General features: G+C 50.1%; 15 protein-coding genes and 5 tRNA genes. 8 read left to right on the top strand and 12 right to left on the bottom strand.

Annotated features, from left to right (window positions below; all coding sequences use genetic code 11):
• Positions 1-53 precede the first annotated feature (53 nt).
• The 5 genes from Pan54_RS06755 to Pan54_RS06740 all read left to right on the top strand — a co-directional run bounded on the left by Pan54_RS06755 (position 54) and on the right by Pan54_RS06740 (position 867).
• Positions 54-126 (top strand) — tRNA-Asp (locus tag Pan54_RS06755).
• Between the two features lie 54 nt (positions 127-180).
• Positions 181-262, top strand: a tRNA-Tyr gene (locus Pan54_RS25740).
• 10 nt (positions 263-272) lie between these two features.
• Positions 273-344: transfer RNA gene (locus tag Pan54_RS06750), tRNA-Glu, on the top strand.
• A gap of 17 nt (positions 345-361) precedes the next feature.
• A tRNA-Leu gene (locus Pan54_RS06745) sits at positions 362-445 on the top strand.
• Between the two features lie 351 nt (positions 446-796).
• Positions 797-867, top strand: a tRNA-Ala gene (locus Pan54_RS06740).
• 611 nt (positions 868-1,478) lie between these two features.
• Here the strand turns inward: Pan54_RS06740 and Pan54_RS06735 are convergent.
• The 3 genes from Pan54_RS06735 to Pan54_RS06725 form a co-directional block, all read right to left on the bottom strand.
• Positions 1,479-3,023 carry a sulfatase family protein gene (locus Pan54_RS06735; protein WP_146502774.1) on the bottom strand — a complete coding sequence of 515 codons (1,545 nt, stop codon included), beginning with the start codon at positions 3,021-3,023 and terminating at the stop codon, positions 1,479-1,481.
• Between the two features lie 176 nt (positions 3,024-3,199).
• Positions 3,200-4,663 (bottom strand): serine hydrolase domain-containing protein, encoded by a 1,464-nt coding sequence (locus Pan54_RS06730; RefSeq protein ID WP_146502773.1) that lies wholly within the window; start codon positions 4,661-4,663, stop codon positions 3,200-3,202.
• Between the two features lie 897 nt (positions 4,664-5,560).
• The gene (locus Pan54_RS06725; RefSeq protein WP_146502772.1) at positions 5,561-6,250 is read right to left on the bottom strand and encodes a transposase; all 690 of its coding nucleotides are present in this window, start codon (positions 6,248-6,250) and stop codon (positions 5,561-5,563) included.
• A 62-nt stretch (positions 6,251-6,312) separates the two neighbouring features.
• On the opposite strand from Pan54_RS06725, the gene Pan54_RS06720 reads away from it, so the two are divergent.
• Positions 6,313-8,424 (top strand): sulfatase-like hydrolase/transferase, encoded by a 2,112-nt coding sequence (locus Pan54_RS06720; RefSeq protein ID WP_165441625.1) that lies wholly within the window; start codon positions 6,313-6,315, stop codon positions 8,422-8,424.
• 381 nt (positions 8,425-8,805) lie between these two features.
• Here Pan54_RS06720 and Pan54_RS06715 read toward each other — a convergent pair whose 3' ends face one another.
• From Pan54_RS06715 to Pan54_RS06700, 5 genes are all read right to left on the bottom strand, one after another.
• Positions 8,806-10,098 carry an outer membrane protein assembly factor BamB family protein gene (locus tag Pan54_RS06715; RefSeq protein WP_165441624.1) on the bottom strand — a complete coding sequence of 431 codons (1,293 nt, stop codon included), beginning with the start codon at positions 10,096-10,098 and terminating at the stop codon, positions 8,806-8,808.
• A gap of 557 nt (positions 10,099-10,655) precedes the next feature.
• Positions 10,656-15,677: a neutral/alkaline non-lysosomal ceramidase N-terminal domain-containing protein gene (locus tag Pan54_RS06710; protein WP_146502769.1), complete on the bottom strand. Its 5,022-nt coding sequence runs from the start codon at positions 15,675-15,677 to the stop codon at positions 10,656-10,658.
• 406 nt (positions 15,678-16,083) lie between these two features.
• Positions 16,084-17,679 carry a sulfatase family protein gene (locus Pan54_RS06705; RefSeq protein ID WP_207310064.1) on the bottom strand — a complete coding sequence of 532 codons (1,596 nt, stop codon included), beginning with the start codon at positions 17,677-17,679 and terminating at the stop codon, positions 16,084-16,086.
• Between the two features lie 140 nt (positions 17,680-17,819).
• Entirely contained in the window at positions 17,820-17,975 is a 156-nt protein-coding gene (locus tag Pan54_RS25735; protein ID WP_165441623.1) for a hypothetical protein, read from the bottom strand.
• A gap of 242 nt (positions 17,976-18,217) precedes the next feature.
• The gene (locus Pan54_RS06700) at positions 18,218-19,507 is read right to left on the bottom strand and encodes a hypothetical protein (protein WP_207310063.1); all 1,290 of its coding nucleotides are present in this window, start codon (positions 19,505-19,507) and stop codon (positions 18,218-18,220) included.
• 838 nt (positions 19,508-20,345) lie between these two features.
• Here Pan54_RS06700 and Pan54_RS06695 point away from each other — a divergent pair.
• Both Pan54_RS06695 and Pan54_RS06690 read left to right on the top strand, forming a co-directional pair.
• Positions 20,346-21,434 carry a DUF1559 domain-containing protein gene (locus tag Pan54_RS06695; protein WP_146502768.1) on the top strand — a complete coding sequence of 363 codons (1,089 nt, stop codon included), beginning with the start codon at positions 20,346-20,348 and terminating at the stop codon, positions 21,432-21,434.
• A gap of 75 nt (positions 21,435-21,509) precedes the next feature.
• On the top strand, positions 21,510-22,190 hold the full coding sequence (locus Pan54_RS06690; RefSeq protein WP_146502767.1) for a hypothetical protein: 681 nt from the start codon (positions 21,510-21,512) through the stop codon (positions 22,188-22,190).
• A 15-nt stretch (positions 22,191-22,205) separates the two neighbouring features.
• On the opposite strand, the gene Pan54_RS06685 is transcribed toward Pan54_RS06690, so the two are convergent.
• From Pan54_RS06685 to Pan54_RS06670, 4 genes are all read right to left on the bottom strand, one after another.
• The gene (locus Pan54_RS06685; RefSeq protein ID WP_146502766.1) at positions 22,206-23,408 is read right to left on the bottom strand and encodes a hypothetical protein; all 1,203 of its coding nucleotides are present in this window, start codon (positions 23,406-23,408) and stop codon (positions 22,206-22,208) included.
• Positions 23,401-24,033: a sigma-70 family RNA polymerase sigma factor gene (locus Pan54_RS06680; protein ID WP_146502765.1), complete on the bottom strand. Its 633-nt coding sequence runs from the start codon at positions 24,031-24,033 to the stop codon at positions 23,401-23,403. Before Pan54_RS06680 ends, Pan54_RS06685 begins: the two co-directional genes overlap by 8 nt.
• A gap of 440 nt (positions 24,034-24,473) precedes the next feature.
• Positions 24,474-24,617 (bottom strand): transposase, encoded by a 144-nt coding sequence (locus Pan54_RS06675; RefSeq protein WP_146502764.1) that lies wholly within the window; start codon positions 24,615-24,617, stop codon positions 24,474-24,476.
• Between the two features lie 2 nt (positions 24,618-24,619).
• Positions 24,620-25,030 (bottom strand): DUF1549 domain-containing protein, encoded by a 411-nt coding sequence (locus Pan54_RS06670; protein ID WP_165441622.1) that lies wholly within the window; start codon positions 25,028-25,030, stop codon positions 24,620-24,622.
• Between the last annotated feature and the right edge of the window lie 224 nt (positions 25,031-25,254).

The following is a 25,254-nucleotide window of genomic DNA, read 5'->3' as shown; positions in this document are numbered from 1 at the left end:
AACTCGAATGCTGGCAGGTGCAACTCCTGCTCTGGGGACTGAAAAGACAATACGCCCTCGTGGAGCAGCGGAGTGCTCGCCTGCCTGTCACGCAGGAGATCGTCGGTTCAAATCCGATCGGGGGTGCAGACATTAGTTGGCATGAGGCGATTTCTTCCCGTGCTCCTTGAAAAACAATATGCGTCGGCTGGGCATTGGCGAGCCCAAGTGGCTGTAACCCACCCGCTTCCGAGCTGTGGCGGTTCAACTCCGTCCCGACGCACTGACAATATGGCCCGTTCGTCTAGTGGCAAGGATGCGAGATCCTCATTCTCGCGACATGGGTTCGATTCCCATACGGGTCACTGAGAAACAACAACTCAGCCAAGTGGCGGAACTGGTATACGCGCGACGCTCAGAACGTCGTGTCCGCAAGGATATGCGAGTTCAACTCTCGCCTTGGCTACTTGAACATTGCAGGTGCGACAGGTGTCCAATCGGCTTTCATAAGGCCGGTGCGCTCGGCTCGATACCGAGACCTGCAACTTGACGCGGGTGGGCCAGTGCTCATCCAGGCCTCATAAGCCAGGACTGCCGGGTGCGACCCCCGGACCCGCTATTTTTATACGTCCGGTACACAAACAAGAAAAGCGGTCATCGACTAACGCAAGCGTCGGTACCTGAGCGTGGCGATTTTGCTGGTTCGATTCCAACCGGCATCACTTGTGACAACTGGTCTGTAAGTGTTGTGGTGGCACACGTCTGTGGTATGGACGGAGACCGGGTTCGATTCCCGGATAGACCTCTAAGGAACAATGGGACGCTGGTCTAATGGGAAGACACTTGGCTTGCAACCAGGTGATCGGGGTTCGATTCCACGGCGCTCCACTGAAATACGGAAGTTAGCCGGCGATGTTTGGTCGTCGGCTACCTAATATAAGCCTTGCGAGTGTGGTGGACGCACGGTGGTCTTCGGAACCACAAGACGGGGTTCGACTCCCTGGTGAGGTACTGAGAAAAAACTTGTCCTGGGAGTGTGCCGGATTCGCACACGAGCCCGCGAAGCTCGAAGATCAGGTTCGATTCCTGGCTGGGACACTTATGCGTATTCTGTGCCAAAACGATCTACTAAATTGCAATGACAGGAGATCAAAAAATGCGATTGACCAGAAAACTTGACCTGAGAAAGTAAAATAGCAGCACGAAGTACCTTTCTATTCCGACGTATCACTCTTTATGAGATCGAGGAAGTTTACTGGAAGAGATTGCCTTCCTATGAAGAAGTACGTGAGCAAACTCTCACGGAAATCGATAGAATCAATTGCACTGCTACTTTCTTGATTCAATACACATCAAGGGACTCTGTGTGACAGGTTGTACTCGCTGGATTCGTCTGTTTATCTTCATTATTGTCTGCCTCGGCGCAGGTTACGGAAGGTAGGTGTGCAACATCCCAGCCTGTCAGGGTGGAACTGGCACGATGAATTACATCAAGATCTTCAGCTGCCCTTACTCGTGCTCGCTTTCACATATTGCTTCAATAGAGCATGCATCTGCCTGATCTGCTCTGGATTCTGTTTCGAAATATCGGTGGTTTCTTCGATATCCTGATCCAGATTATACAAGGTAAACGAAACGGGGACGCTGTCATTCAAGACCTCGTCGATCGTATTGGGTCCGTGGATCATCAGCTTATAAGGCCCCCGGCGGACTGCGAATGTACCATTGTGGTGATTGTGGATGATCGCCTTGTGGAAAGAAACGGGCCTCGATTCGCCTTTGAGTGCCTGATAAAAACTAACGCCATCTTCGGCGGTTGTATTATCGAGCGAGATGTCAAGTATTTCTGCCAGTGTGGGAAGAACATCGTTGAAGACAATGGTTGTCGAACACTGTTCGCCCGGCTTGATAACTGCGGGCCAGCGTACGAGAAACGGAACGCGGTGCCCCCCTTCTTCCAGTCCTCCCTTCCAGCCAGAGCAAGGACCGTTGCTGTCGTGACCGTAGATCATGGTATCGCCACGAACCCAACGCTGGGAATAACCTTTCGTCCGATTCACGGGACCGTTGTCGCTGGTGAAGATGACAAGCGTATTGTCCACGATGCCGAGATCGACCAGCTTCTGGAGCAGCTCCCCGACGTGGTAATCAAGTTCGACGACGAAGTCGCCGTAGGTGCCAGCACTGCTTTTTCCCACAAATTCCTTATGAGGAACGATCGGATTATGGGGCGTGGTCATCGCGTAGTACAGGAAAAACGGTTGATCGGGTTTCGTGCGAACCGCAGTCTCGACAAACTCGCAGGCTTTGTTCGAAAGCGTTGGCACTAACCTATCTATGGTATAGCCTTCCGCCACAATATTATCATCCCGGCCGTACCATTCACCGTGCTTAGCTTTGGCCTGTGCGGAAGTCATCGTAGGAATGACTGTGATGCGGTTGTTCTCAATGAAGGCCGCCGGGTTCATCTCCGCGGAACCGGCGGTGCCGAAGGAGTAATTGAAACCGTAGTCTTTGGGCCCTTTCATTGCGGGAGAGGCGAAATCGATATTGTTGAAGTTCTGGTAATTGGGATCGACGCGAATCTGTTCCCGCTCGCTTTCATCGTGCAGCTTCCAGTCGAGCCCTTGGTGCCACTTTCCGACCAGACCAGTGAAATAGCCTGCGTTCTGCAGCAGATTTGCGATGGTCTTGCGGCCAGGCTCGATCAGCGTACCTGCGAAATTCGCGAGGTTGCCCCCAGATCCCAGACGGGTTCGCCACATGTATCGCCCTGTGAGAAGACCGTAACGAGAAGGGACGCAATAGGAGCCCGCGGCATGGGCATCGGTAAAGACCAGACTCTGCCGGGCGAGCTTGTCGAGATTGGGAGTTGGGATTTGGCTATATTTATTGAGGGCGGTGACATCTCCCAAGCCCATGTCGTCAGCGAGAATTATCACCACATGCGGTTGACGCGGCTGAGCGGCTGCCGATACTGCAGACGCTAGAAAGAGCAACAGCAGTGTGAGGCAGCAGATCAGAGTGATTGAGAGCGTTCGCATGATGTTTCCTCAGTGGACCATCCCTCAAGAAGATGATCAGTTGTCGTGCATGTTGATCGATACCGAGAAAGAGCATGGTGGTCCTCTTTTGACAAAGAGTGAGTATGATTTCCCAGTGATCGGAAAATCAAAATCCCCATTCCAAGCAACTCTTTTATTGATGTTAAAGGCCCTGTTCATTTCTCCGGTAATGCTTCGATAATTCTGGCAATGACTTCATTCAGATAGGAGTAAACATCACCAGAACTGGGGCCCATACGAACGATAACCAGATCGTGGGAGGGGATCACCATCGTAACCTGACCCATGAAGCCTGCAGCCCAATATGCATCTTTGGGAACGCGATCCATTCTGGGAGGGAGATTGAGCCAGAACATTCCACCGTAGTTCTTTTTGTCGTCGGCTGGTGCAGGTGTCGCGACGAAATTTGTCCAGCCTTCGGGCAGGATCCGCTCCCCCTGCCACACACCATCGTTCAGGTAGAGTAATCCAAACCGGGTCCAGTCTCGAGCGGAGACGTAGTCGTATCCACACATGATGAAATTTCCCCAAGCGTCTGTTTCCAGTACCACGCTGCGAGCACCAATCTGGTCGAACAGAGCCCGCTGAGGAAATGTGAGATAGTCCTCGCCTTGTGACTCGACTGTGTCGCGAATGATACGGCCGAGGCTCAAGGGGTCACTGTTTAAGTATGAGTACCGCGTTCCAGGGGGCACTTTTAATGGTTGATTGACGGCATGTTCCAGCACGTTGAGGGAGTCGAAGTAAACCCGCATATGTTCGTTTTTGGAGATTAACGTTTCGGGCCCTTTGAAGCTGAGATTTGTGAAGTCCAAGCCACTACTCATATTCAATAGGTCCCGGATGCGGATTTCACGACGTGGGTCGTCTATGCCCTGCCACTCCTTGATGGGAGCTGGTTGATCGAGAGTGAGTAGTCCGCGATGGATCAGAATTCCAATCAGTGTCGCAGTAATGCTCTTGCCCTCCGACCAACTGATCTGTGGAGTGTCCTTTGTCCAGCCGGGTGCGTAACGTTCGCCAATAATCTTGCCTCGGTACGCGACCACGAAGGCTCTTGTGTTTTGCTCATTCTGCTCCATGGCCCAGTCGAGTGCCTCCGCAACGGCTTCCGTATCTACACCGGAAACAGACTCGGTCGCTCCCAAATCGCCCATAGGCCAAGCCTGACTGGCAGCATCGGGCAAATTACGTGGTACACTTATGGGTTTGTAGGAAACATCCGTTTTATCACGAGGAAGAATGGTACTGCCTTGATCACCGGTGTATCGCGCACTGCGCGGTGTGGCACCGGGAGCTGTCACAGTAACCAGTCGTTGTTTCTCATCCACTTCGTATTTGAAATCAGACGACCATCCAAAATACCGAAAAGGAGCAATGTCCTGCGCGATCACTTCCTCCGGAGTTCGCTGATAATCGCGTCCTACAACCCATAGACCGGAGCTGAGGTGGTGAGCACAGATCGCTGCTCGGAATTCCAGATTTTCGAGGCGACTTTCTTCCTCGGCGCTGGACTGCTTATTGGGTTCTGCGGCCGGCAAGGCATTACTGTGAATGGCCCAGGCAAGAAAAACAAAATAACACCAGAGAGCAAGAGGTCTGAGGCTGTCGGTATGCATGGCGGCTTGTCTTTCAAAGAGATAAGTTTCAAAGATCCTTCGTTGAAACGAATATGATCTGTGATTCTTAATTCGATATCAAGACAATACCTAAGTTATTGAGAAATACCAGATTTGGGCTGGACGCTTCGTGCCGTGCTGTTTGTCACAACATTCTGGAGTTTTTCTCGCGATTTCTCGTCACTTTGACCATTATGACCATTAGTCGATTAGTACCGGATTCGGTCGTGAATTTCATTTTGCTTCCGACTCTGTGATTCTTTAATCAAACCGATCTGCTTCATTCCAATCATTAATCTCCTTCTCCCACGACGTCACTTAAGCCACATTCTTCTCGCAAGTCTGACAACTCAATGCTCGGTTTGCTTTGAGTCGAGCTATTCGAGCAGCAACTCTTGCCTCCTCCAACTGCTTCAGTATTTCCGCTCCGATACGGTCGAATCCAACGAAAATGCAGAGCATCAATACGAAGCTCCGTTTCGCATCCGACGCAATCATGCACAACTCGTCGATAAGTCCTCAAGAATCGTTCACGGCTGGGATGCTCACAGGGCCACTACGCGGGACTGGGTCCTTGTTCCGGAAGGCCCTGATCAAAACTGGTGTGTTGATCGCGTCGAAGTCGAACGAAATGAAGCTGGCATTCTCGTTCTCCGCTGCATCCGACCGGATGGTCGCAGTGATCTGATTTACAGCTGCGATCCGAACATTGCTTTGCCAAAGATGGATGGAATCTAACTGAAAGGAGATGTGGGAGTGTTTCGGTCTACGATGAATGATTGGAAAATGCCACCAATGGATCTACAAATACAAAACCACTTTTGAGAACGCTGGATTCAAACCGGTCAAACTCTTCCAGACGCCACTTATCTTGGTACATTATCAATGCTTGTCACGCTACAACTTGTAGCCGCACTCATCCATCGTCAGCTTATCCACGTCATCAGGTTCTTCACGAACAGGAGGCAAATGATCGCGGACCATGCTTGATCGATGTCTGTAGTAATAATCCACAAACTCACCAACCAGATGATCCAGATGCTGCTTTCCACATACGATGAACTTGTTCAAGCACTCGTATTTGATCGTCTGAATAAAACGTTCACTGCGACTATTCAGATTGGGACTCTTGGGTTTGGGTTCGGATTCATCGCGAACCCAACGCAGGAATTTGGCAGGAGAGACAATCGAAATCAGTTCCTCGATCGCCCGACCAATCACTTTTCCATATTTGAGTAACCGCTCCCGCTCCTCTTGCTTCGTGTGGATCTGGCCGGGAATGCGTGCCCTGAGAATCTTGTTTTCGACCTTGAGATATTCAACATATTTTGCCAGTTCGTTGTTTGTCGAGGAAGCGATCATTGCCAGCAGTGGGTGGAAAATCTTGGCCGTCATGGTATGGTTGTATTCTGTAATATGGAATAGTCTGATACATTCGTTGTACAGCGATTGGTTGTCGAGAAAACAGGCAATATTGGTCTCGACAGTGGTTACTTTGAGAATCGTTTTAGAGGTTCCATAACAACCATCTAAGTCTGCCTGATCGGCCTTGAAATCCAGACCAACGACCAAGAATCGACATCCCAATGTTTTTTAATCTTTATCAACATTTCTATTCTCTTATCACAGCTTGTGGAATCTGCTTTTTGGTGCAGACTGCAGTACTGGCTGAGGAAGCGTCACAGATTCGTGTGGCCTGCCTGGGTGACAGCATTACGGCCGGAGCGAGAGTGGACGCGAAGACTGAGTCTTACCCTGCTCGCTTGCAGGAACTTCTGGGTGAAAACTTTGAAGTGCGTAACTTCGGTATCGGCGGGGCGACCTTGATTAAAACCGGCCGCCCCACTATCTGGAGTAACCTGGATGCCGTTAAGAAGTTTCAGCCACACATCGCGGTCATTTCATTGGGAACGAATGATACAGTCGGCGGCGGTCGACAGAACTGGGAGCAAATCGCACGGTTTGAGGATGATTACTCTGAGTTGATTACTGAGTTGGCCAACCTGCCTACCAAGCCACAGATTATCGTCTGTACTCCAACAGCGATGGTGCTGACGACTCCAGATCTGTCTGAGAAACGACTCGCCGATCTGACTGAGCGAAAAACTCGCCTGCAGGAACTGTGTGAGCGGATTCGCAAAGTCTCAAAAAAGCACGAGGACAAAAACGTCTTCTTGCTTGAACTTAATGAGGTTCTACAAGATCGACCTGAACTGCTCAGCAACGGCGATGGTGTGCATCCTAACTCCCAAGGATATCTGGCTATCGCTCAAACCGTCGCCAAGCGGATTCGGCCACATCAGAAGCAACCCAATATTATCTTGTTTCTGGTGGACGACATGGGCTGGCAAGACACCTCGGTACCATTCCATACGGAGGCCACGGACTTTAACCGACGCTACCACACGCTGCACATGGAGCAACTCGCTAAGAAAGGTATGAAGTTCACTCAGGCGTATGCGTGCAGTGTCTGCTCACCGACACGAGTCAGCCTAATGACCGGCCTCAACGCCGCGCGGCATCGAGTGACCAACTGGACTCTCAGGAAGAACGCCAGCAATGATCGAAAGCATCCGCAACTTGACTTTCCGCTGTGGAATGTCAATGGCCTGAGCCCAGAGCCGGAGATTGAGCGGACAGTCCACGCCAGAGCTTTACCTGCATACTTGCGGGAGGCGGGTTATCGCACCATCCACGTAGGCAAAGCCCACTTCGGAGCGATCGGAACGCCTGGAAGTGATCCACGGAACGTCGGCTTCGATGTCAACATCGCTGGCCATGCTGCAGGTGGTCCCGGCAGCTTTCTTGGCCAACAAAACTTCAGCGCCGTGTGGCGGAAGGGTGATCGCGTTTGGGACGTCCCCGGACTGGAGGATTACCATGGCAAAGAGATCTTCCTGACGGAAGCTCTCACAATCGAAGCCAACAAGGCGATGGACGAGGCTGTCACAGCCGAGAAACCATTCTTCCTCTACATGTCTCACTACGCGGTGCATGTTCCCTTTGCCGTTGATTCGCGGTTCTATCAGAAGTACCGCGATGCTGGCCTTGATCATACGGAATCGATGTATGCCGCGATGGTCGAAGGAATGGATAAGTCACTGGGCGATATTCTCGCCAACGTTGAACGCCATGGATTGTCCAATGATACGATTGTGATGTTCATATCCGACAACGGGGGGCTGAGTGCACATGGTCGCGGTGGTAAGCCTCACACGCACAATAAGCCATTGTCCAGTGGAAAGGGCTCAGCCCATGAGGGGGGCGTCCGTGTTCCCATGATCGTCTCTTGCCCAGGCGTGACGGAAGCTGGTTCGGTATGCCAACAGCCAGTGATTATCGAAGACTTCTTTCCTACGATTCTGGAGATAGCTGGCGTCTCTTCAGTTGAGCAGATTGGTGGTGTGATTGATGGACGCAGTTTCGTGGATCTACTCCGAGACGATCAGGATCAGTCTCGCGAAGATCGACCACTGGTGTGGCACTTTCCGAACAACTGGGGTCCAAATGGCCCCGGCATCGGTCCTTCCAGTGCGATCCGCTGGGGAGATTGGAAGCTGATCTACTACCACCAGTCGCAACAGTACGAACTGTTTAATCTGGCCGAGGACTTGGGTGAACAGAACAACCAGATTGAGCAGCACCCCGACGTGCGTGATCGCCTGGCTGACAAACTTACCGAGTATCTGAGATCAGTTGATGCTCAAATGCCGATCATCAAGGCAACCGGAAAAGCCGTCCCCTACCCTGGCTTTCAATAGCATCAATGGATTCATCCAATCGCTCGGTCAGTTCGCAGATCGAGAAGATTTCAGGAAGTCTGCTCTATTCGCTTACAGGGCAGACATGAGCGAAAACCTCGAACCGTTTGACCCTGTCTTTTCAGTTCCCCCACAAATGAATGAAGTCAAAGAGAAATGAAAGCATTGTTGAAGTGATGTGAAACCATAGACGCTACAAAACAGGCGTTAGTGAAGCGTTGTTATAGCCAGGTTAAGGTGAGGTTAGCCCTGCTGAAGATCCCGCAGTCCTGGTACAATCATCGATATGAAAAAAAGTAGTCGCTGTCCCATAGCGACCTGAGAATACGGGCGGTTTTAGACAATCAATTCGGTGGTTTGACTGAGTTCGATTAGTAACTATCACTTCGACAATTTCAGACAGACGATATGGCCGTTTCGGTCTTTGCAATACAACCGACCATTGCTAAATGCGACATGTGGCCACGCATCGGATTTGCCAATGCGTTTCAGCGAAGCTAGCTCTGTGTATTTCTCGGAAGAGCGATCGGCTAGTTCGACAAGCGATAGATCACCATCGCCTGCCCAGACAATCAGCTTTTCATCAGCAGTAACAATGCATGACCCAGCTTCGCCACACTTGCCGCCGCGCCATACGATTCTTCCGGTTTCAAAGTCCAGGCAGAACAAATTCTGCCACGCCCAATAAACATGACCATAATGGATCACCGGCGTGCAAACCTTGGAAGCTGCTTTCTGCTCCCACAGGAGTTCGGCTCCTTTCAAGGTGATCCGCAGCTTGGCAATCTTGTGTTGATTATAGGCTGAAGTTAACAGGACACAATTATCGTGAACGGCGACGGACGCAATATTGTTTGCGAATGATGTAATCCATGGATAAGTCGCAACGGTTTGTCCCTCTTTCCCCTTATCTAATCGTGCCACAAGCAATCCGTCATGATTATGAATCGCCACGCACGACAGACCTTCGATCGTCATCAGTACAGGACCACCATTATGACCAGCAGAAGCATTCGATTGTGAAGCCCATGCCTGTTTTCCGGTATTTTTATCGAACGCGATCAAACTCCCCTGCTTGGCTCCAACTTCGACAATCAGCCAGTCACCATGAATCAGCGGTGAAGACGTGTAGCCGTAATCTCGTAATCCGCTTCTTCCGACCTTTGGTCGTTGTGGTACGTCAAATGTGTCATATAGATTTAAGCTCCAGACACTTTGCCCCGCAGATCGTGTATTCCAGCAGTTTAAGTCTCCATCCGTACTCAAAGTGTACAGAAGGCCGGTTTCAGTATCGAATTCGGGCGTCGATGAAGGCCCGGAATACAAGCCCTCATCTCCAGTTGCCAGACGACCATATTTGGGACACGGATAGCTTTGTCGCCATAATTCCTTGCCCGACATCGTATCGAGACAAACAATGTGTTCCTGATCCTGTTGCCATCCCATTGTGAAGAGCTGCCCATTCACAACGAGTGGCGACGACGCGCCCTCGGGAACCTGCACACGCCAGATTTCGTGAAGAGGCCATTTCCCATTCTTCCAACCCGACGATTCTGCAACGATGTCATTGCGACCAGTACCACGCCAGTGCGCCCAATCCTCTCCAGAAACCGGCGGCCCCGCGGTTTGGCAAATCAATAGGAAAGAAACCACACATCGTATGAATTGAATCATTGACTTGTCTTTGACTGCGACTAGAGGATTAATGTTGAAATTCATCGAGTGTTGTTCACAATCGACAGCCTTGTTGTTTATCACGACATTCTGATATTTTCTGTCCGAGTTCCCGACACGCCGAGAGTTTAACATTTTGATCGTGAATGTAACTCAATCATCTGAAGTGTTCAGGGATTCGGTCTCAAATTTCGATCCCCTGCAGTTTCATTCTATTTCGACTCCTAACTCTCGATCACGACCAGATCCTCGTACCTCTGGCAACTTTGTGATCAATTTGTCCAGTTGTCATGCATGTTGATCGATAATGAGAAAGAGTGATTCCCTTGCTATAGGAATTTCATAATTCGATCTCAAGGCAACTCTTTCATCGATATCAAAGGGTCTGGAACTATCGCTCGGTTTTGCGGGGCAAGCCAAAATAACGGCTTATGGTCGGGTTCTATTCCTTACGGGTTAATCCAGAGTGTAGCCATAAAGAAAGTCTTAATATTCGTACCGTAGTTTAGAAATACCCTCTACCCTTAGGTAAGCTGCTAAGCATGGTAATCTAATCATTATCTGGAGCCAAGTACCTGAAGAGCCAGTTTTTTTAGCTCCACATTCTCTGTTTCGCTAAGACGCTTACGGATGGCTGGATCAATTAAATCCACAGAGGTGTTCCCCTCCACACACGATTCGAGCAAGCTGCGTACTCGTTGATCGGAGCGAAGGAGACCTTCTAACGCAAGCTCACGATTCTTATCGGTCAACTGTGGTAGACTGCTGATGAGGGCGGTAACCGCTGGGGGTTCAGGTATGTCAGCCAATCCGCTCACAGCTCCCATTTGCAGTTGCTGGTCATTCGACGAGAGATAGCCGGTGAGTTGCACCCCTGCTCCACTCCAGCCCCTCATTGAGACCATTCGCAGCGCGTCGTAACGTGTCCCCGGCTTAACGTCCAACTGATCACTCATCAGGACGGCCTGCTGCAGTGCGTGTTTCCAGCGGGCACGGAGATCGCGGTCGTTTCCGAAAATTTCCTCCATGCGTTCATGCGGCCAGCCTCCCGCTTGTGTAATCCCATTGATTACCCCACCACCAATTACAACGGCCTGCCAATCCTGCAATGGCTCACCGATGTCAGGCAATGACATATCCAGAACAGAACGCAAATCCTCGGCCTGATTGGCTTTTCCGACTGCGATCGAAACCCGCCAAATCCACGGAATACGACGATACTGCTCGACCATATCTTCGACAGGTAATCCAACGAGCAGTTCGCGAATCAGCCCTGACGAGTCTGTGAGATTTTCGGCCAAAATCTTTTCACGATCCATACGGTCGCGTGAATCATCAAGAAGTTGAGCGGCAATCTCTGGAAGGTTGCTGATTTGTCTCGGAATAGCATTGTTCCGCTCCGTGATGAGTGAGAACAGGTCAGCCAGGTCTTGTGCAGATAGTTCTTTTTCCAGTCCTTCGGGCATGACCGAGCGATCCGTACGTTTGAGAACTTCAATTTCGTCACGAGGGATGACGGTCTGCTTGGCTTGTTGTTGGGCAATGGTGATGGTTTCCTGTGATTCGGCGGCCAGCATGCCCTGTATAACACGCCCGTCAACTATTGCGACAACATAAGCGGCATACCGCTGATCGACCGTCTGACTGGGATCGAGAACCGAATTCAGCAACTGCGACCAGGATTTATTACGAGATTCACTGAAGTCCGGGCCGACCCCATAACCCTGATCACCATATTTGTGACAGTTGGCACACTGTTTTTGATAGACAGCGACTGCTCGCTGGGGATTACCAGTCAATTGCAGCGCTGAACGATATTGATCAATAACATTTTCGCGAGAAGACCCTCCGCCATTGCGGAGCAACGTCTCGGCTTTTATGCGAATCTGATTATCAGGGTGTTGCAATAAGGCATCACGACGAGCTGCGTTGAGGACGTTAGCTGAAACTTCGTCTTGCTCAATCGCAGACATTAATCGAACCGTACTGTCGGGACGACTAAGGAGCAGATCCAGTATCTGATTGACAAGTGTGGGGCTAAGCGTGTCTAACCTGGCGATCAACTCGGCGGAAGTCTCAGATAATTGCATTCGTGCCAACACTGAAATCACGCGTTGCTGAATAGCCGAGGAGGTCTGCGGATCAAGGAGTGTCAACAGTCGTTGATGATCTTCGTTCTTGGCGGCTGGTTCAAGGCCGAGCAGATTGAGCGCGACCAGTCGTTGAGGTTGACTTGCCTGTGGCTCAATGGCGATCTTCCGCGATTGGGCAATGATGCTGGCTAGCTTAGACTTAACGTCCGGAGTGAACCACGCTGCTGACGCTTGCGGGTTTTCGTAAGCAGTTTCTGCAATCTGTTCCGTTAAGCTGAGCATTCCGAGGGATGGTTTGTCAACCAGGATCACCATCAGCAATGGCTTCAAAGCAGATTCGTTCTGCATCGTCAGGCTGATCGAAACGAGGGGTGCGAGTTGGGCAATTGTCCGATTGGGCTGGTTAACCACCATCTCCACAAATTCAGACCAATCCGATTCTGGCACCGCACGCAAAATCAAAAACTGCAAGTGTCGGTCGGTACTGTGTTGTAAATAGAGACTAACCAAACGCAGTGCTGCTTTCGAGTCAGCAATCCTTCGAATCGCTTCAATTAATTCAGCGACAACAAACAGGTTTTTTTCCTGATCCAGTAAGTCCAGCAATCCTGCTGGATCGGATAGTTGATCATGATGCTCAGCGGTCACTCGAACTGCTTGCCTACGAAGTAAAGGTGATGGATTTTCTATCGCTGTCGTCAGGACCTCGTCGGTCAGTGCACCATATTCTGCTAAAATCCACAATCCAGCAGCTTTCCCAGCCGGATTGAAATCCGATTTGATCATATTTACAAGCGGCTCAACTGCAGCCTTGTCAACATTCCAAAACAACAATTGCTGAGCCAGATCCCGTTGAGTTCCGTTTTCGGATGAGAGAATAGAGACCAGTTCTGTCGCATTCATCTGCGATAAAACTGGCACTTGGCGAGCCCCATGCTTTTTCGACAGTAGTCGGATGATTCGCCCCTGCTGATCGCCAGACCGGACATCCAACTGAGCAAGAGTTTCAGCTGGAATCCAACGGGGATGTTCCACTACAGCCCGGGACATATCGGAAATCCATAGCCCCCCGTCCGGCCCGGTTTTCATCTGGACAGGACGAAACCAGTTATCTGTCGAAGTAACTAACTCCGAAGCTTCCTCTCCGGGAGCCCGATCACCTTTAAATGTTAAACCATCTGCTTTCAGAACCCGACGATGTAACAGCAGGTTAACCGGTTCGCAGACAATCGAATTCCCAGTCAGATCTTCGCCCAGCCAATTATCGCGGTAAATGCCGATCCCACATCCGGCCGTCACACGACCGGCAGGCCCAGAAAGTTTGAATCGCTGAAATTCAGCCGTCTCCGGAAACAGTTGCCGGGCATCTCCGGTCGGTACAGATGTAATCAGCGGCGGCAATTTCAGAGCTGGTCTCGTATCATCTTTCAGTATCGGATAGTGCCAGCACGGTTGTCCGTTGCTGCAGCCGAACCAGTCCCCGGCATCATTGCGTACCCGTCCCTGCTGGGAACGTCCGGTGAGTGGCTCTAACGTGCCGGTGTCAGGATTGATCCGAAAATCCCGATTCCCGAGCGGCACCACCTCCCCAGTCAGCTGACAGAGAATCTCACCGCCGAACAGTCCGCAGGAGCCATACACCCAACCATCCAGACCATACGTCAAACTGTTCACCCGCGCCTGATAATTTTCTGTGCCAAACCCTGTGTATAATACTGTCCGTTCATCGGCGATATCATCACCATCGTTGTCTCTGGCGAAAATGATATCGGGAGCCGCACAAATCAACACGCCATCGCGCCAGACAGTTACACCTGTTGGGAATGGAAGCCCGTCGAGAAAGACGGTCGAAGAATCGTAGATACCATCACGATTGACATCCCGCAGCAATCGTACTTTGCCGCCCGCTTCGAAATTGCCAGCGACACCCGAGGGATAATCGTGCATCTCGCAGACCCACAACTCCCCCGAGGGTCCAAAATCAATCGCTACCGGATCAGTCGTCATCGGTTCAGCAGCCACAACCTGTGCTGTCCAACCTTCCGGAATCTTCAACCGATTGAGTGATTGCGTCGGTGACAGTGGCGGTAGGCCAGCATTGTTCTTCACTGATTTTGTCAGATGAAACGAGGCTGGTACAATCTGCTGAGTCGCATCAAGAATCTTCTGCTCCAACCCTGCTGCGAATTTCGCAGGTTTGTTGTAGTAAGTCATCGATGTCTCACCTTCATATCCCCCCTTCGCCAGCACACGCTCGGAGGGAATGTAACAGGGGCAGTCGTTGGCATACGCCGTGATCCATAGCCGAGTCGGTTCGATCCTCTTGCGTAACTCGATGGCATAATCAACGACAACTTCACCCGGTAGAAACACCATCGCCAAGCTATCGCCAAATGTCCAACTCTGAATTTTATAGTCGACCGAAGTCGGCAGCTTACCTCCAGCGTCGAGGATATCGAGTTGAGTCTGTGCGTGATAACCGAAGTATTTCCCCAGCTTGACGCGTTCTTCCCAGTACGATCGAGTTGGCAATGGTTCGAGCGGCAAGCTCATATCGGTAGTCGCTGCATGGATTGAACCTGATACCGGTCGCAACGCATTATTGAGCACCCGATCCACCTCTTGAGCAATTTCCAGACCTTGAGAACGAGCTATGTCAAAATTATCTCCCGTCACACCGGGAATCGGATTCTGGTCTGCACCACACCCAATTGACATCAACGCAATCGCATCCGGATGCCGTTTTTCAAGCCATTCAGATGCAAAACCTGGCCAGTCTCCGCCAATCAGGTTGTGCGACAGAGTGACCGCATGACAGGCATAATTGGCAATTACGGCTTTCAGTTCTCCCGACTCAGATCTGACACACAGGACTGGCAACCCTTGATCAATCGGCCCTTTTTCCGAGTCGCGTCGATTCTTTGAAAACCCAACGTGACCGGTCCCCCACCATAATCGTGACGGTTGCTGAGCCTCAATTGAGATTCGTGCAACCTGCACCAACTTGTCTATCAACTCTTCAGTGTATCGCTTGATGTGCTTCTGATGTTCCGGCGGGATTGGCATACCGAATAGCGTCGGCAGAACTCCTTCAATCATTGGAGCGGTATGGGAATGCGTCGCTGCAATCACAAGTTGATCCCTTGATACTCCCAACGGCTCAAGCTCATCAGCCACGTTCTGTACAAGTTCTTCGCTTAAACCAGTTGAATCAACCGCGATAAAGACCAGCGGCTTTCCGTCCAACTCACTGATAGCGATTGCCCGAGCATAAATCGGAATTAACACACCATCCGATTCCTCGCGCCGAAATCCAAACCCACTGAGACGCACTGGATAGTCGGGTGTCACATCAACCTTAGCGACTCCCACGGAATACATATCAGCTGATATCAACTCGGCTGAAAAAACAGTCTCTTGAAAAACAAAACCCCACAGGACCAGTAGAAATAAAGAACTCACAGGACAGGAAGAATGACGAGTCATTACTTCAACTTTCGTTCAATTCGTGTTGAGCAAAATCACGAAATACTTGGAAATACTTAAGATGTTTAATACTCGATCGCAGCAAATACAGCAAGCAGGCTCCACACTTGTGAGTCATTTCATTAGCTTACCCGACTTCAGATAGCGACGATACAAAACCATTTTTATTATTTAAACCCACCCGATCGCTCTTCCGATACCCTTGCCCAGCTTGATGAGCTTCTGGCGTCCGATTTCCAGCCTGTGATGATCCCGACATAGTCGACTCCTCTCGGAGAGCTTACACTCTCCTTTGGGCTCCCACTATTCTTGGGGAAGTCCAAACAGCTTCTGACCGTTGTTTACATACTGATAAAGTGAATGCGTTTGGGTTACGCGTGCTTATCTCCCATAATATCGATCATGGTCAATCCGCATCGCTCAAGGAAATCGCTTCGACAATACTTTTGGAACCGAGCGGTTTGTGGTTGAACGGGCCGTCGGCACTTCCTTTGGGCCATGTTGAAGGATCCGCGTACTGACCATCATCCTTGAACTGCTTTTGAAGATGGATAAGCTCTGCTTTCAACTCTTCAAATTTCACCATATTTTCAGGCTTGCTGGCGACTGCATCTTCATATAACAGATTGTTCTGTTCGGCTGGATCATTAACGAGATCAAACATCTCGTATGCATCTTTTTTCCAATAGTAAATCAGCTTATGCGTCTTGGTTCGGACTCCATAATGAGCTCGTGTGTTATGGTGGCCGGGATCATGGTAGTACCGATAGTAGACCGTTTCACGCCAATCGTTTGGCGATTCACCACGTAATAGTGGAGCGAGCGAACGGCCTTGCATTGACTCTGGAATCGATAAACCAGCTAAATCCAAAAATGTTGGTGCAAGGTCGATATTGGCGACAAATTGTGAGGGAGTGCTGTTCGCTTTGATGCCGGGGCCTTTCGCTAAAAGCGGCACGCGCAAACCCGGCTCGTACATGAAGCGCTTATCATACATTCCGAGATCGCCGAGATACCATCCATTATCGGCTGAATAGATTACGATCGTCTCTTTAGCTAAATCCGCCTCATCCAGATAATCGAGGACTCGTCCAACACCATCATCGACACCTTGTACGCATGCCAGATAGTCCTGCATATAGCGTTGATATTTCCATCGAACCAGTTCATCCCCAGTAAGTGTCTTGCCGTCGATCGTTAATTCCATCGGTTTGACGCCAAGCCACTGATTGCGATCACGTCCTTGCAAGTCAGCAGGTGGATCAAGTTTTAAATCGCGACGGGTCAAATCACGGGCAACTGTTTGCTGGTTCTCCGGTAGAGCAGCTGGTCGTGTTTTATAATCGTCCCATAAAGTTTCTGGTTCAGGAATTACCTTATTTTTAAACAGGGCTTTATTTCTCTCATCAGGATCCCAGTTCCGGTGAGGAGCTTTCTGATGTAACATCAGGAAAAACGGCTTATCTTGAGGACGTGTTTTCAAAAACTCGATCCCCAAATCTGTCGTTACGTCGGTACAATGTCCTTCGATCATCAATTTGCCTTCAGGAACCAGAAAAGTCGGATTCCAATAGCTCCCCTGCCCTGGCAGGACACACCAGCGATCAAACCCAACGGGATCAGATCCAAGATGCCATTTCCCAATGATGCCCGTATGGTAACCGCCTGCCTGTAAATGCTTGGCGACGGTATCTCGTGATGGATCGAATCGATTGAATACTGGTACACCATTCAAATGCGAATACTGTCCAGTCAACAAAGTTGCCCGACTGGGCGTACAAATGGAGTTAGTCACGAAAGAGTTCAAAAACCGTGTACCTCCCTGCGCAAGCCGATCAAGATGAGGTGTCTGATTCACCTTCGACCCATAAGCAGAGATTGCATGCTCCGCATGATCATCCGAAAAGATAAACACGATGTTGGGTTGTGCTGCCATCGCTCCCGAGACGGCACAAACACCAAATAATAATGAAGTGATAATTGTCTGAATAACGTGATTCATTTTTCGAGCTTTCTTCATCCCTTGTGACACAACAGTCAAAGTTGAACTGTCCCAAGAATAGTGGGCGCGGGCCTCTGACACAACGAATGTGATCTGTGATCCACAATTGAATAGAAGGGAAATACCAGAGTTAGTGAAATTTAGCCTCGCCAGCGAACAGGAATCTTTTCCGATTGACGCTTCGGAAGCTGGGAATACAAGAATGCGATCAGAGTATGCAGCAGAAAAAACATGGCTCCACCCGCAGCACCGTGTTCCGGGTTCGTCCACGGTCGTCTCCAGGCCAAGGTGTTCACGCATCTCTTCAAATGTACCAGCGTCCCACAAACGCTTCGATAACATCGGAAAGTCTGCTGACCGGTAAGGTTGAGAAAATTACTCAACCCGATGGTGTCCAGAGGCATCATGCACGAATACCCAACGCACGATGACAAGCCCCTGACCTTGCGATTACAAAGGCTGCAGCAACCGCAGATTCGTTGTAACGAATGGCTAGGTGTTTCTCAGGAGCAATGCGAGTCTCAGTGTCTCAGGCAAATCAGAGAATTCCAGTCAAGCGGGCTTTCCAGTAGGCGCCCATATGATAGATGATCCCACAACTGGAGTTGTGTGAATAATCGGTGCTCAGGATCAAATCCTTCAGTCGCTTCGTTTGGTCTGCTGAAATAGCAGCACGATCCACCATCAGCGGCACCATGGCTGCCTCACCGGCTTCGCGTGTCAAATGCCACACTTCCCGGTAGGGTCCCCATTGTGGGTTGGGGTACCCCTTTTGGTTAATCCAGACATCAACCGTGCGCCAGTCTGGCCCCAGCATTTTCATCTCCTCCGCAGTTTTATGTGCGATCCGTGCTGAGACCTGCTCAGATCGTTTCTCTGCCATCACAGCCAGGTGATGCATTACCTGGTTTATTTGGGTCTTTAAGTCCTCATCTGTCTCCATTTGGTAGAGTAATTCCAGCGAGCATTGCATTTGCAGAATTGCATATGCAGGGATGTTCTTGTCCGGATTGTCAGATTGATGCACCGCCTTCGCCACATACATCCGCCATTGTCGATAGTATTTCTCATCTGCCGTGACATCCCAGGCGGCGGCGTAAATCATGGGGAGCCGGGCGGCTTCGTGAGCTTGTACATTCCACATCCGACAGATTCCCAGCGGACATCGTTGTCCATCAGCACGACAAAAATCGTAGTCGTTCTCCGGAGTGACAAACTGAATCATACGGTCTGCCACTGCCGCCAGAATATTTCGAATCTCTCCCTTTGTCACATCATCTGACAGCGGGCTCCGATAGAACTTCCAGAGACCGTGCACCCCATGGGTGTATTGGTCTCGAGAGGAATTGATGTAGACGCTTTTACAATCATCCCGACAAACATTCCTGGCGAGAAATCCAGGGACTCCATGAACTGTTGCGCAGAGACGCACCCCACTGTAAACATGCCTGGCGTTTTCGCGGAGGCTATCATCTTTCGTTACTGCATACATGTCAGTAATGATGCTGAGCATTGCACCACCAAGGATCATTCCATCCTCCATCCCTGTACCGTAACCACAAGGGTTTGGGTACTGCCGCCGCACTTCCTCCGCTGAAGGCAAATGTGAGAGTTCCTTCCCCGGTTCATAACTGCTCAAGTAGTCGGCAAATGTGTGAACCTCTTTTTGAAAGTACCTGTTCCACGTAACTTTCCAAGCCTCTTCGATCTTGGTTTTCAGCATTGCTGAGGACGTGGACTCCTCGGCTGCGATAATGACAACGCCAGCGAAGAGGAGCCAGGATGAAACAGCGATTGTAAAAACGAATTTAACTAGAAGTCGCTTCATATGTGATACTCGATAAATAACGGGTGGAGAGAATATGTTTTTTAGCTCATGGAACGCCGGGTGCCACTGCTGGTTTGCCCAGCAGTGGCATTGGCGAGTTTTCTTTATGGTCGCAGGCTCCATTCATAAGGTATGCGATCAACCTGAAGAACTTCTGAATCCAGCGTTATATCCGGGCTAAGAATTTGTCGTGCACTCGACCACTTCCAGTCAATCGCAGGGTGGCGCGGCCGACTTTGTCGGTTGTGTGCTGAATGCACAAGAAGTCTCACCATTCGCGTCCCATCTCTATTGAACAGAAAATTCTTCCTCAGCTTCCAAACCAGCTGGCCAGCGAATAGGAACTCCGACCGTCTTCTGCTGAACAAACCATCGTGCAGAACTCCACGGCCATTCTTCAAGTACAAATTCAAAATTTTCCTGCAGCGTATGGCAGGAGTAAACGCTGCGTTTTCAGGTCATTTAATGTCTAAGCGACTGCAGAAACCATTTATAATGGTCGATTCGCTCCACAAAACCTGTCCGCACTGGATTACTATGCATGGTATCCAGTATTTCCTCAACCGGGGCTAACCGCTTATTACGACTCCCTGCTCGCTACGTTTGATCTGATGTTCTTAACTTTACTATTGTTAAATTTAGATTAATAGTATCCCGAGTCTGTAACGTTTGGGAGATGAGAGCGACATACCATTAGGGGAGTGTTACAGGAACACTCCGAGTAAGTGAACAAAATGTTTGGGCATGAGGGGACCTGCGATTGCCTCCGGGTGGATTCAGGGAAAATTCCTGATGTACATCAATCTGCCCTTATTTTTCTTTGTGGAGTTTCGATTCGATGCTGAGTTACAGAAAATCTGGATTTACTTTAATTGAGCTGCTGGTGGTGATTGCGATTATTGCTATCCTGGTTGCATTGCTGTTGCCTGCTGTTCAGCAGGCCCGTGAAGCAGCCCGCAGGTCTCAATGTAAAAACAATTTGAAGCAGTTCGGAATCGCCTTACATAGTTATCACGAAATATATGGTCTGCTGCCCATGGCCGCAAATCTTACAGACGCTGGGACTTACTCACGACGCTACAGTGCAAATGTTTCGTTACTTCCTTTCATTGAACAAGCTCCCTTATTTGACTTAATCGCAGGTGGTGGGACGGCAACGGCCGTCAATGGGACGACCAACTACGCTGCGTTTGGTGGTAACCCCTGGGACACCAATTATCTGCCATTCCGGCAACAGGTCCCCATGTTTTTGTGCCCCTCCGATCCGGAATCCAGTCAGACAGCCGAACTGGCGGACTCAAATTATACATTCAGCAGGGGCGATTCCATACAGGATAATAATCGCTGGGCCGGCAACGGAGGTCGGGGTCTGAGAGGAATGTTTGCCTCCATCGGCGATAGCGGGAACGATGGCTCTTTTGGCCGTTGCGTCAGGTTTCGGGATGTCCTGGATGGAATGAGCAATACCATCGCTATGTCAGAACGGATCAAGGCTCAGCCGGGTGCAACAAATATTCGCAACGGAGCGATGCCAATGAATTTTGGAGACGCGTTTCGCAGTAATCCCTCTCTCATTTATGGTCAGGTTGATTCCAGCGGGAATGTTATCGGCAGCGTGCTTAATGCTTCAGGAACACGCTGGGCGGATGGAGCTCCATCTTATACCGGCAGCACTACCACTCTGGGGCCCAATACTCCTAATGCCCTGAACAGCAGCAGTGACCAGGCAGACGGGGTCTTTGATCCGTCCAGCCGACACACCGGAGGTGTCCAATGCCTGATGGGTGACGGAGCCGTTCGTTTTATCAGCGAGAACATTGATACCGGCGATACGACGTCTGGCTCTGTGACTTCGGGGAAAAGTCCTTATGGGGTCTGGGGCGCATTAGGTTCCATTTCCGGTGGTGAAGTCGTATCAGAATTCTAGCCCGGGGGTTCCAGGTTAACGATAGTGTCCGTCTCCAGAACCATTGGGATTTAGCATCATCAGAACGAAAACGTGGTGGTTCATGGAAGTCACGGTCTAGAGACTGATAAAGACGTCGAACCAGTCTATTCAGGGGCCGTTGGACAAACGAATGACCGTTTCTCTACACCGCCCCTTGCCTGTTTAATACTTGCAGGCGCTGACGTCACCTCCAATCTGTCCATAAAGAAATGGGAGTTTGTTCCGTTTCAGATAGATTGCATTAAAATACTTACAAAAGCGCAGGATCTCATATCGATGTTTCAAGTCCGAACCCGCTGGATGGCCTTTTCCCTGATCTTACTGGTGATGGGGTGTTCTTCTTCAGAACAAATGAAAGGGAGAGTTCCAGTTTTACCGGTTTCCGGCACGATTTCCTTTAAAGGAAATCCGGTCGTAGGGGCGATTGTCAATTTTGTTTCAGAGGATGGCAATCCGGTAGCAACCGGTAAAACAGACTCGACTGGAAATTATTCGTTGACTACCTATGACCCGGACGATGGAGCAGGACTGGGGAAATATGTGGTGTTAGTAACCAAGATAAAAGTACCGAAAAAGACGCCGGAGGCGGCAGAAGAGACCAGATACCCTGGTGCGCAAAATACCAGTCAGCATCTTCTGCCGGAACAGTACAGCAATCGATTGAAGTCCCCGCTGCGAGCCACTGTGACTGAAGAAAGCTCAAGCAAGAACTTTGACTTTGAACTGACTCCTTAAAGGATTGGCGCTGGCTCATTGGGAGACGGGGGCAACCGCTTTAAAGGTGGTACCAAATCGGATTTCATCGAAGTCGGATGAATGGTTGGCATGTATTGCCAGGCCATCGAATCGAAAGTTGGGAACTTTCAAGTGCATAGTTGCCGATTCCTGTGAAGGTTCGGTTTCGAGGGACGGATTGAGCCAGACGAAACAATCTTCCGGACCTTTTTCGAAATTAATACGGGTCACCAGAAATACCGACTGACCAGAGGGGATATTGCTGGTTTGTAGATTCACTTCGGCTCCTGTTAACAGGCCGACTGCAGTCCAGTTCCCTGTGGGAGCGGCTCCCAGTTTACCAATCCGAAGTCCAGCGACTTCTTTCGAACCAATGACCAGGTACGAATAATAATTGTGCAGCGCGGAGCTCTTGGAAGATTGAGCCAAAAAACTGAACCAGATCACACTGCCATCACGTCCTAAACCTCCCTTGTCTTTGACTGAAGCAGGAAAATTCCGGAAATCAAAGCGTCTGGCAGTGATCGAGCGGGGACTGGTTGCAGTTCGCATCAGATTCCCCTGGATCTTCAGTGAATGTCCTGTTTCGTCGGTGAACGACAACGGACCAAACTTTCGCATATCGTTGGAATTCCAGGGGAATTCTATTTCATCGTAGCTGGCGATGAGGGCCACTTTTGAATTGGTTTCCCGCCACGGTTCAGACCAACCTTGTCCGCCATTCAAGCCATGCAGCCCCCCGCTTGTAGGCCAGACAATGTCACCTTCGCGAGAGACCGTAAACGGTGTCGCCGGATAGTCAAAAGGCTCATATGCCAGCAGGTCAGTTACCGCTGCTTCAAGCACGGGAGGCTGATTGTAGGCGAACTGAACTCCGGCAATAATGACGTTCAATAACAGGCAGGTTACCACAACCCCAAAAATGATTTTATTACGTAATCCAGATTTGGACTTATGCGACGGAGGTGACAAAGCAGGCGCCTCGTCAGCATAATCAATGTAGGCGTTGTTCAATGTATTCTGATCGAAACCCAGGGCAGGAGCCCCTGCCTGATATCGCATTCGCAGGTAGGAGTGCAGGAAAATCCGATAAAAAGCCTCATCAGTATTTTTGGGGGTTGCCTTGATCCAGACCGAGAGTTCGTCTGACTGTTCCTCTGTCAGCTCCAGATGATCAAGGTGAGCATCGATCAATTGGTATGCATTCGTGTCATCCATGGGATCGAGATTCTTCCGCCAGGGTGGATTTAACACAGGAAATCAATGCAGAACGTACACGCGACAAAGCCGTTCGTACCGCCCCCGCCGGCATGTCAAGTCGATGACTGATTTCCTGAGGTTTGAGGCCTTCATGGTAACGCAATCGAAGTAACTGATGAGATCGAACGGTCAATTTTTTCAGACATGATTCAAGTGCCCATTTCTCATCAGTCAGATTTTCCTGAATTCGATCGCAGGCGTAGGCAAGGGCATCAATTGACTCACCAATGAATTTCACAGGACGCCTTTCCCGCGTGCGATAAAAGTCTGCAATTTTTATTTTGACGATCCACAGCGCCCAAGGCAGAAACGGACGGGCGGTATCATAGTCATCAAAACGGCGGGAGATTTCGATGGCGACTTCCTGAAGGAGGTCTTCCGCATCTGAGAACTGGGGTGTTGAGGCGAGCAGAAACGCCATCAATGAAGGCTGCGCTTTGGACCATTTTACGGTCAGGAGTTCCCTTGAGGCCTCTCGCGACAGATGACGCGCCAGTGTTGAAGGCGAAGATTCTGTATCATCTTCCTCTGACGGATGGGAAGGGGTTCCTTGAAATTGCTCTGAATCTTCAGGAATATTCATGCGGGCTATGACATTCGATCAATAAGTGTGATTATACTTTTTATCTCTATCGCAGGACAAGTTATTTTAACAGAATGCAAAACGGTTGTCAGTGACACAATCATGAAAAATAGATGATTTTACCTTGTGTTGGCTGGCTTTATTGCCCTTGCGATGGGTCTAAAACCTTCGCCTTCAGACGAAACCGTCAGGTTGTTTACAACGTGTGTTCAAATTAGTCCAAGGACAATATAATCCTGGCATGTGACCGACCGGGCAAATTGTTTCACGGCCATTGTCAGACTGCTGATACGGTACCAAAGGCTGTCTGCTCGAAAGACAGCAATCTCAAACATCCGATGTTGTTTTCCCATTCTTGACTGTCGTCAACATGCACACGCTGATCGTGTCGGATCTCTGATTCGTGAACGAATTCCGTGAGCCAGCATGTAGTCGCCGCCTTACTCAACGATCAGACTGGCAATCGCCTTTTGGCATCCCAGCGCGTCAAGTGTGATGATGGCTACTTTGCAATTGACGAGCTTCAATGCTTCGGGAATCGCCGTAATCTCATTCGATTTCTCCGTGCATACGGTTTGAGCCAACGTCAGCCCATAGTCAATTCGAGAGCCGCTTCCGGAGAATTGGCGTATGCTTGTTGAAAACTGATCGTTTCTTCGGGAGAAGGAGGTAAGCCCGTCAATACAAATGAGAGACGTCGGAGAAGTGTATTCGGATCTGCGCGAGAAGCCGGTGAGAGACCTTCCCTTTTAAGTCGATTGAAGATGAAACAATCGATATCGGAAGACCAGTGAGGATCGATGACCTTAGGGACACTGACCTCTTTCAATGGTTGCAAAGACCACCAGCGACTTCGTTCAGCGAGTTTCGCTTTCCAGGCCGCTTCTGCAGCATCCGTGGGCGATGGCTGTTGGTCTCTAGGATTAAACGCCCCGTCTTGAATCCAGCGGGTGAAATCTGCGATCACCGTTTCGGGGAGTCTTTCATCAGGGAGCATCTCAAATGACTCATGTTTGAGGGCTTCCATCAGCAAACTGGCTTTGGGCTTGCCTGGTACGATCGCTGTCCCAGAATCTCCCCCTTCCCGCCAGCCAGCACGATGATCGAGCGATAACCCCCCTTTGACATTTTCCGCCCCGGACGAATGCGAGTTTCAAAATACTCAGCCTGTTCGCTGGCAGATCCGGGACGCACACCGACACGATAAGTATTTCGGAAATC

It is taken from the genome of Rubinisphaera italica, assembly GCF_007859715.1.
Lineage (GTDB): Bacteria > Planctomycetota > Planctomycetia > Planctomycetales > Planctomycetaceae > Rubinisphaera > Rubinisphaera italica.
This window is presented reverse-complemented; position numbering and strand designations above follow the sequence as displayed.

Bases quoted from the DNA above. Each gene is read 5' to 3' on its own strand.
- Pan54_RS06735 (WP_146502774.1), bottom strand. From the start codon at position 3,023: ATGCGAACGCTCTCAATCACTCTGATCTGCTGCCTCACACTGCTGTTG.
- Pan54_RS06730 (WP_146502773.1), bottom strand. From the start codon at position 4,663: ATGCATACCGACAGCCTCAGACCTCTTGCTCTCTGGTGTTATTTTGTT.
- Pan54_RS06715 (WP_165441624.1), bottom strand. From the start codon at position 10,098: ATGATTCAATTCATACGATGTGTGGTTTCTTTCCTATTGATTTGCCAA.
- Pan54_RS06710 (WP_146502769.1), bottom strand. From the start codon at position 15,677: ATGACTCGTCATTCTTCCTGTCCTGTGAGTTCTTTATTTCTACTGGTC.
- Pan54_RS06705 (WP_207310064.1), bottom strand. From the start codon at position 17,679: ATGAATCACGTTATTCAGACAATTATCACTTCATTATTATTTGGTGTT.
- Pan54_RS06700 (WP_207310063.1), bottom strand. From the start codon at position 19,507: ATGAAGCGACTTCTAGTTAAATTCGTTTTTACAATCGCTGTTTCATCC.
- Pan54_RS06695 (WP_146502768.1), top strand. From the start codon at position 20,346: ATGCTGAGTTACAGAAAATCTGGATTTACTTTAATTGAGCTGCTGGTG.
- Pan54_RS06685 (WP_146502766.1), bottom strand. From the start codon at position 23,408: ATGGATGACACGAATGCATACCAATTGATCGATGCTCACCTTGATCAT.
- Pan54_RS06680 (WP_146502765.1), bottom strand. From the start codon at position 24,033: ATGAATATTCCTGAAGATTCAGAGCAATTTCAAGGAACCCCTTCCCAT.
- Pan54_RS06670 (WP_165441622.1), bottom strand. From the start codon at position 25,030: ATGCTCCCTGATGAAAGACTCCCCGAAACGGTGATCGCAGATTTCACC.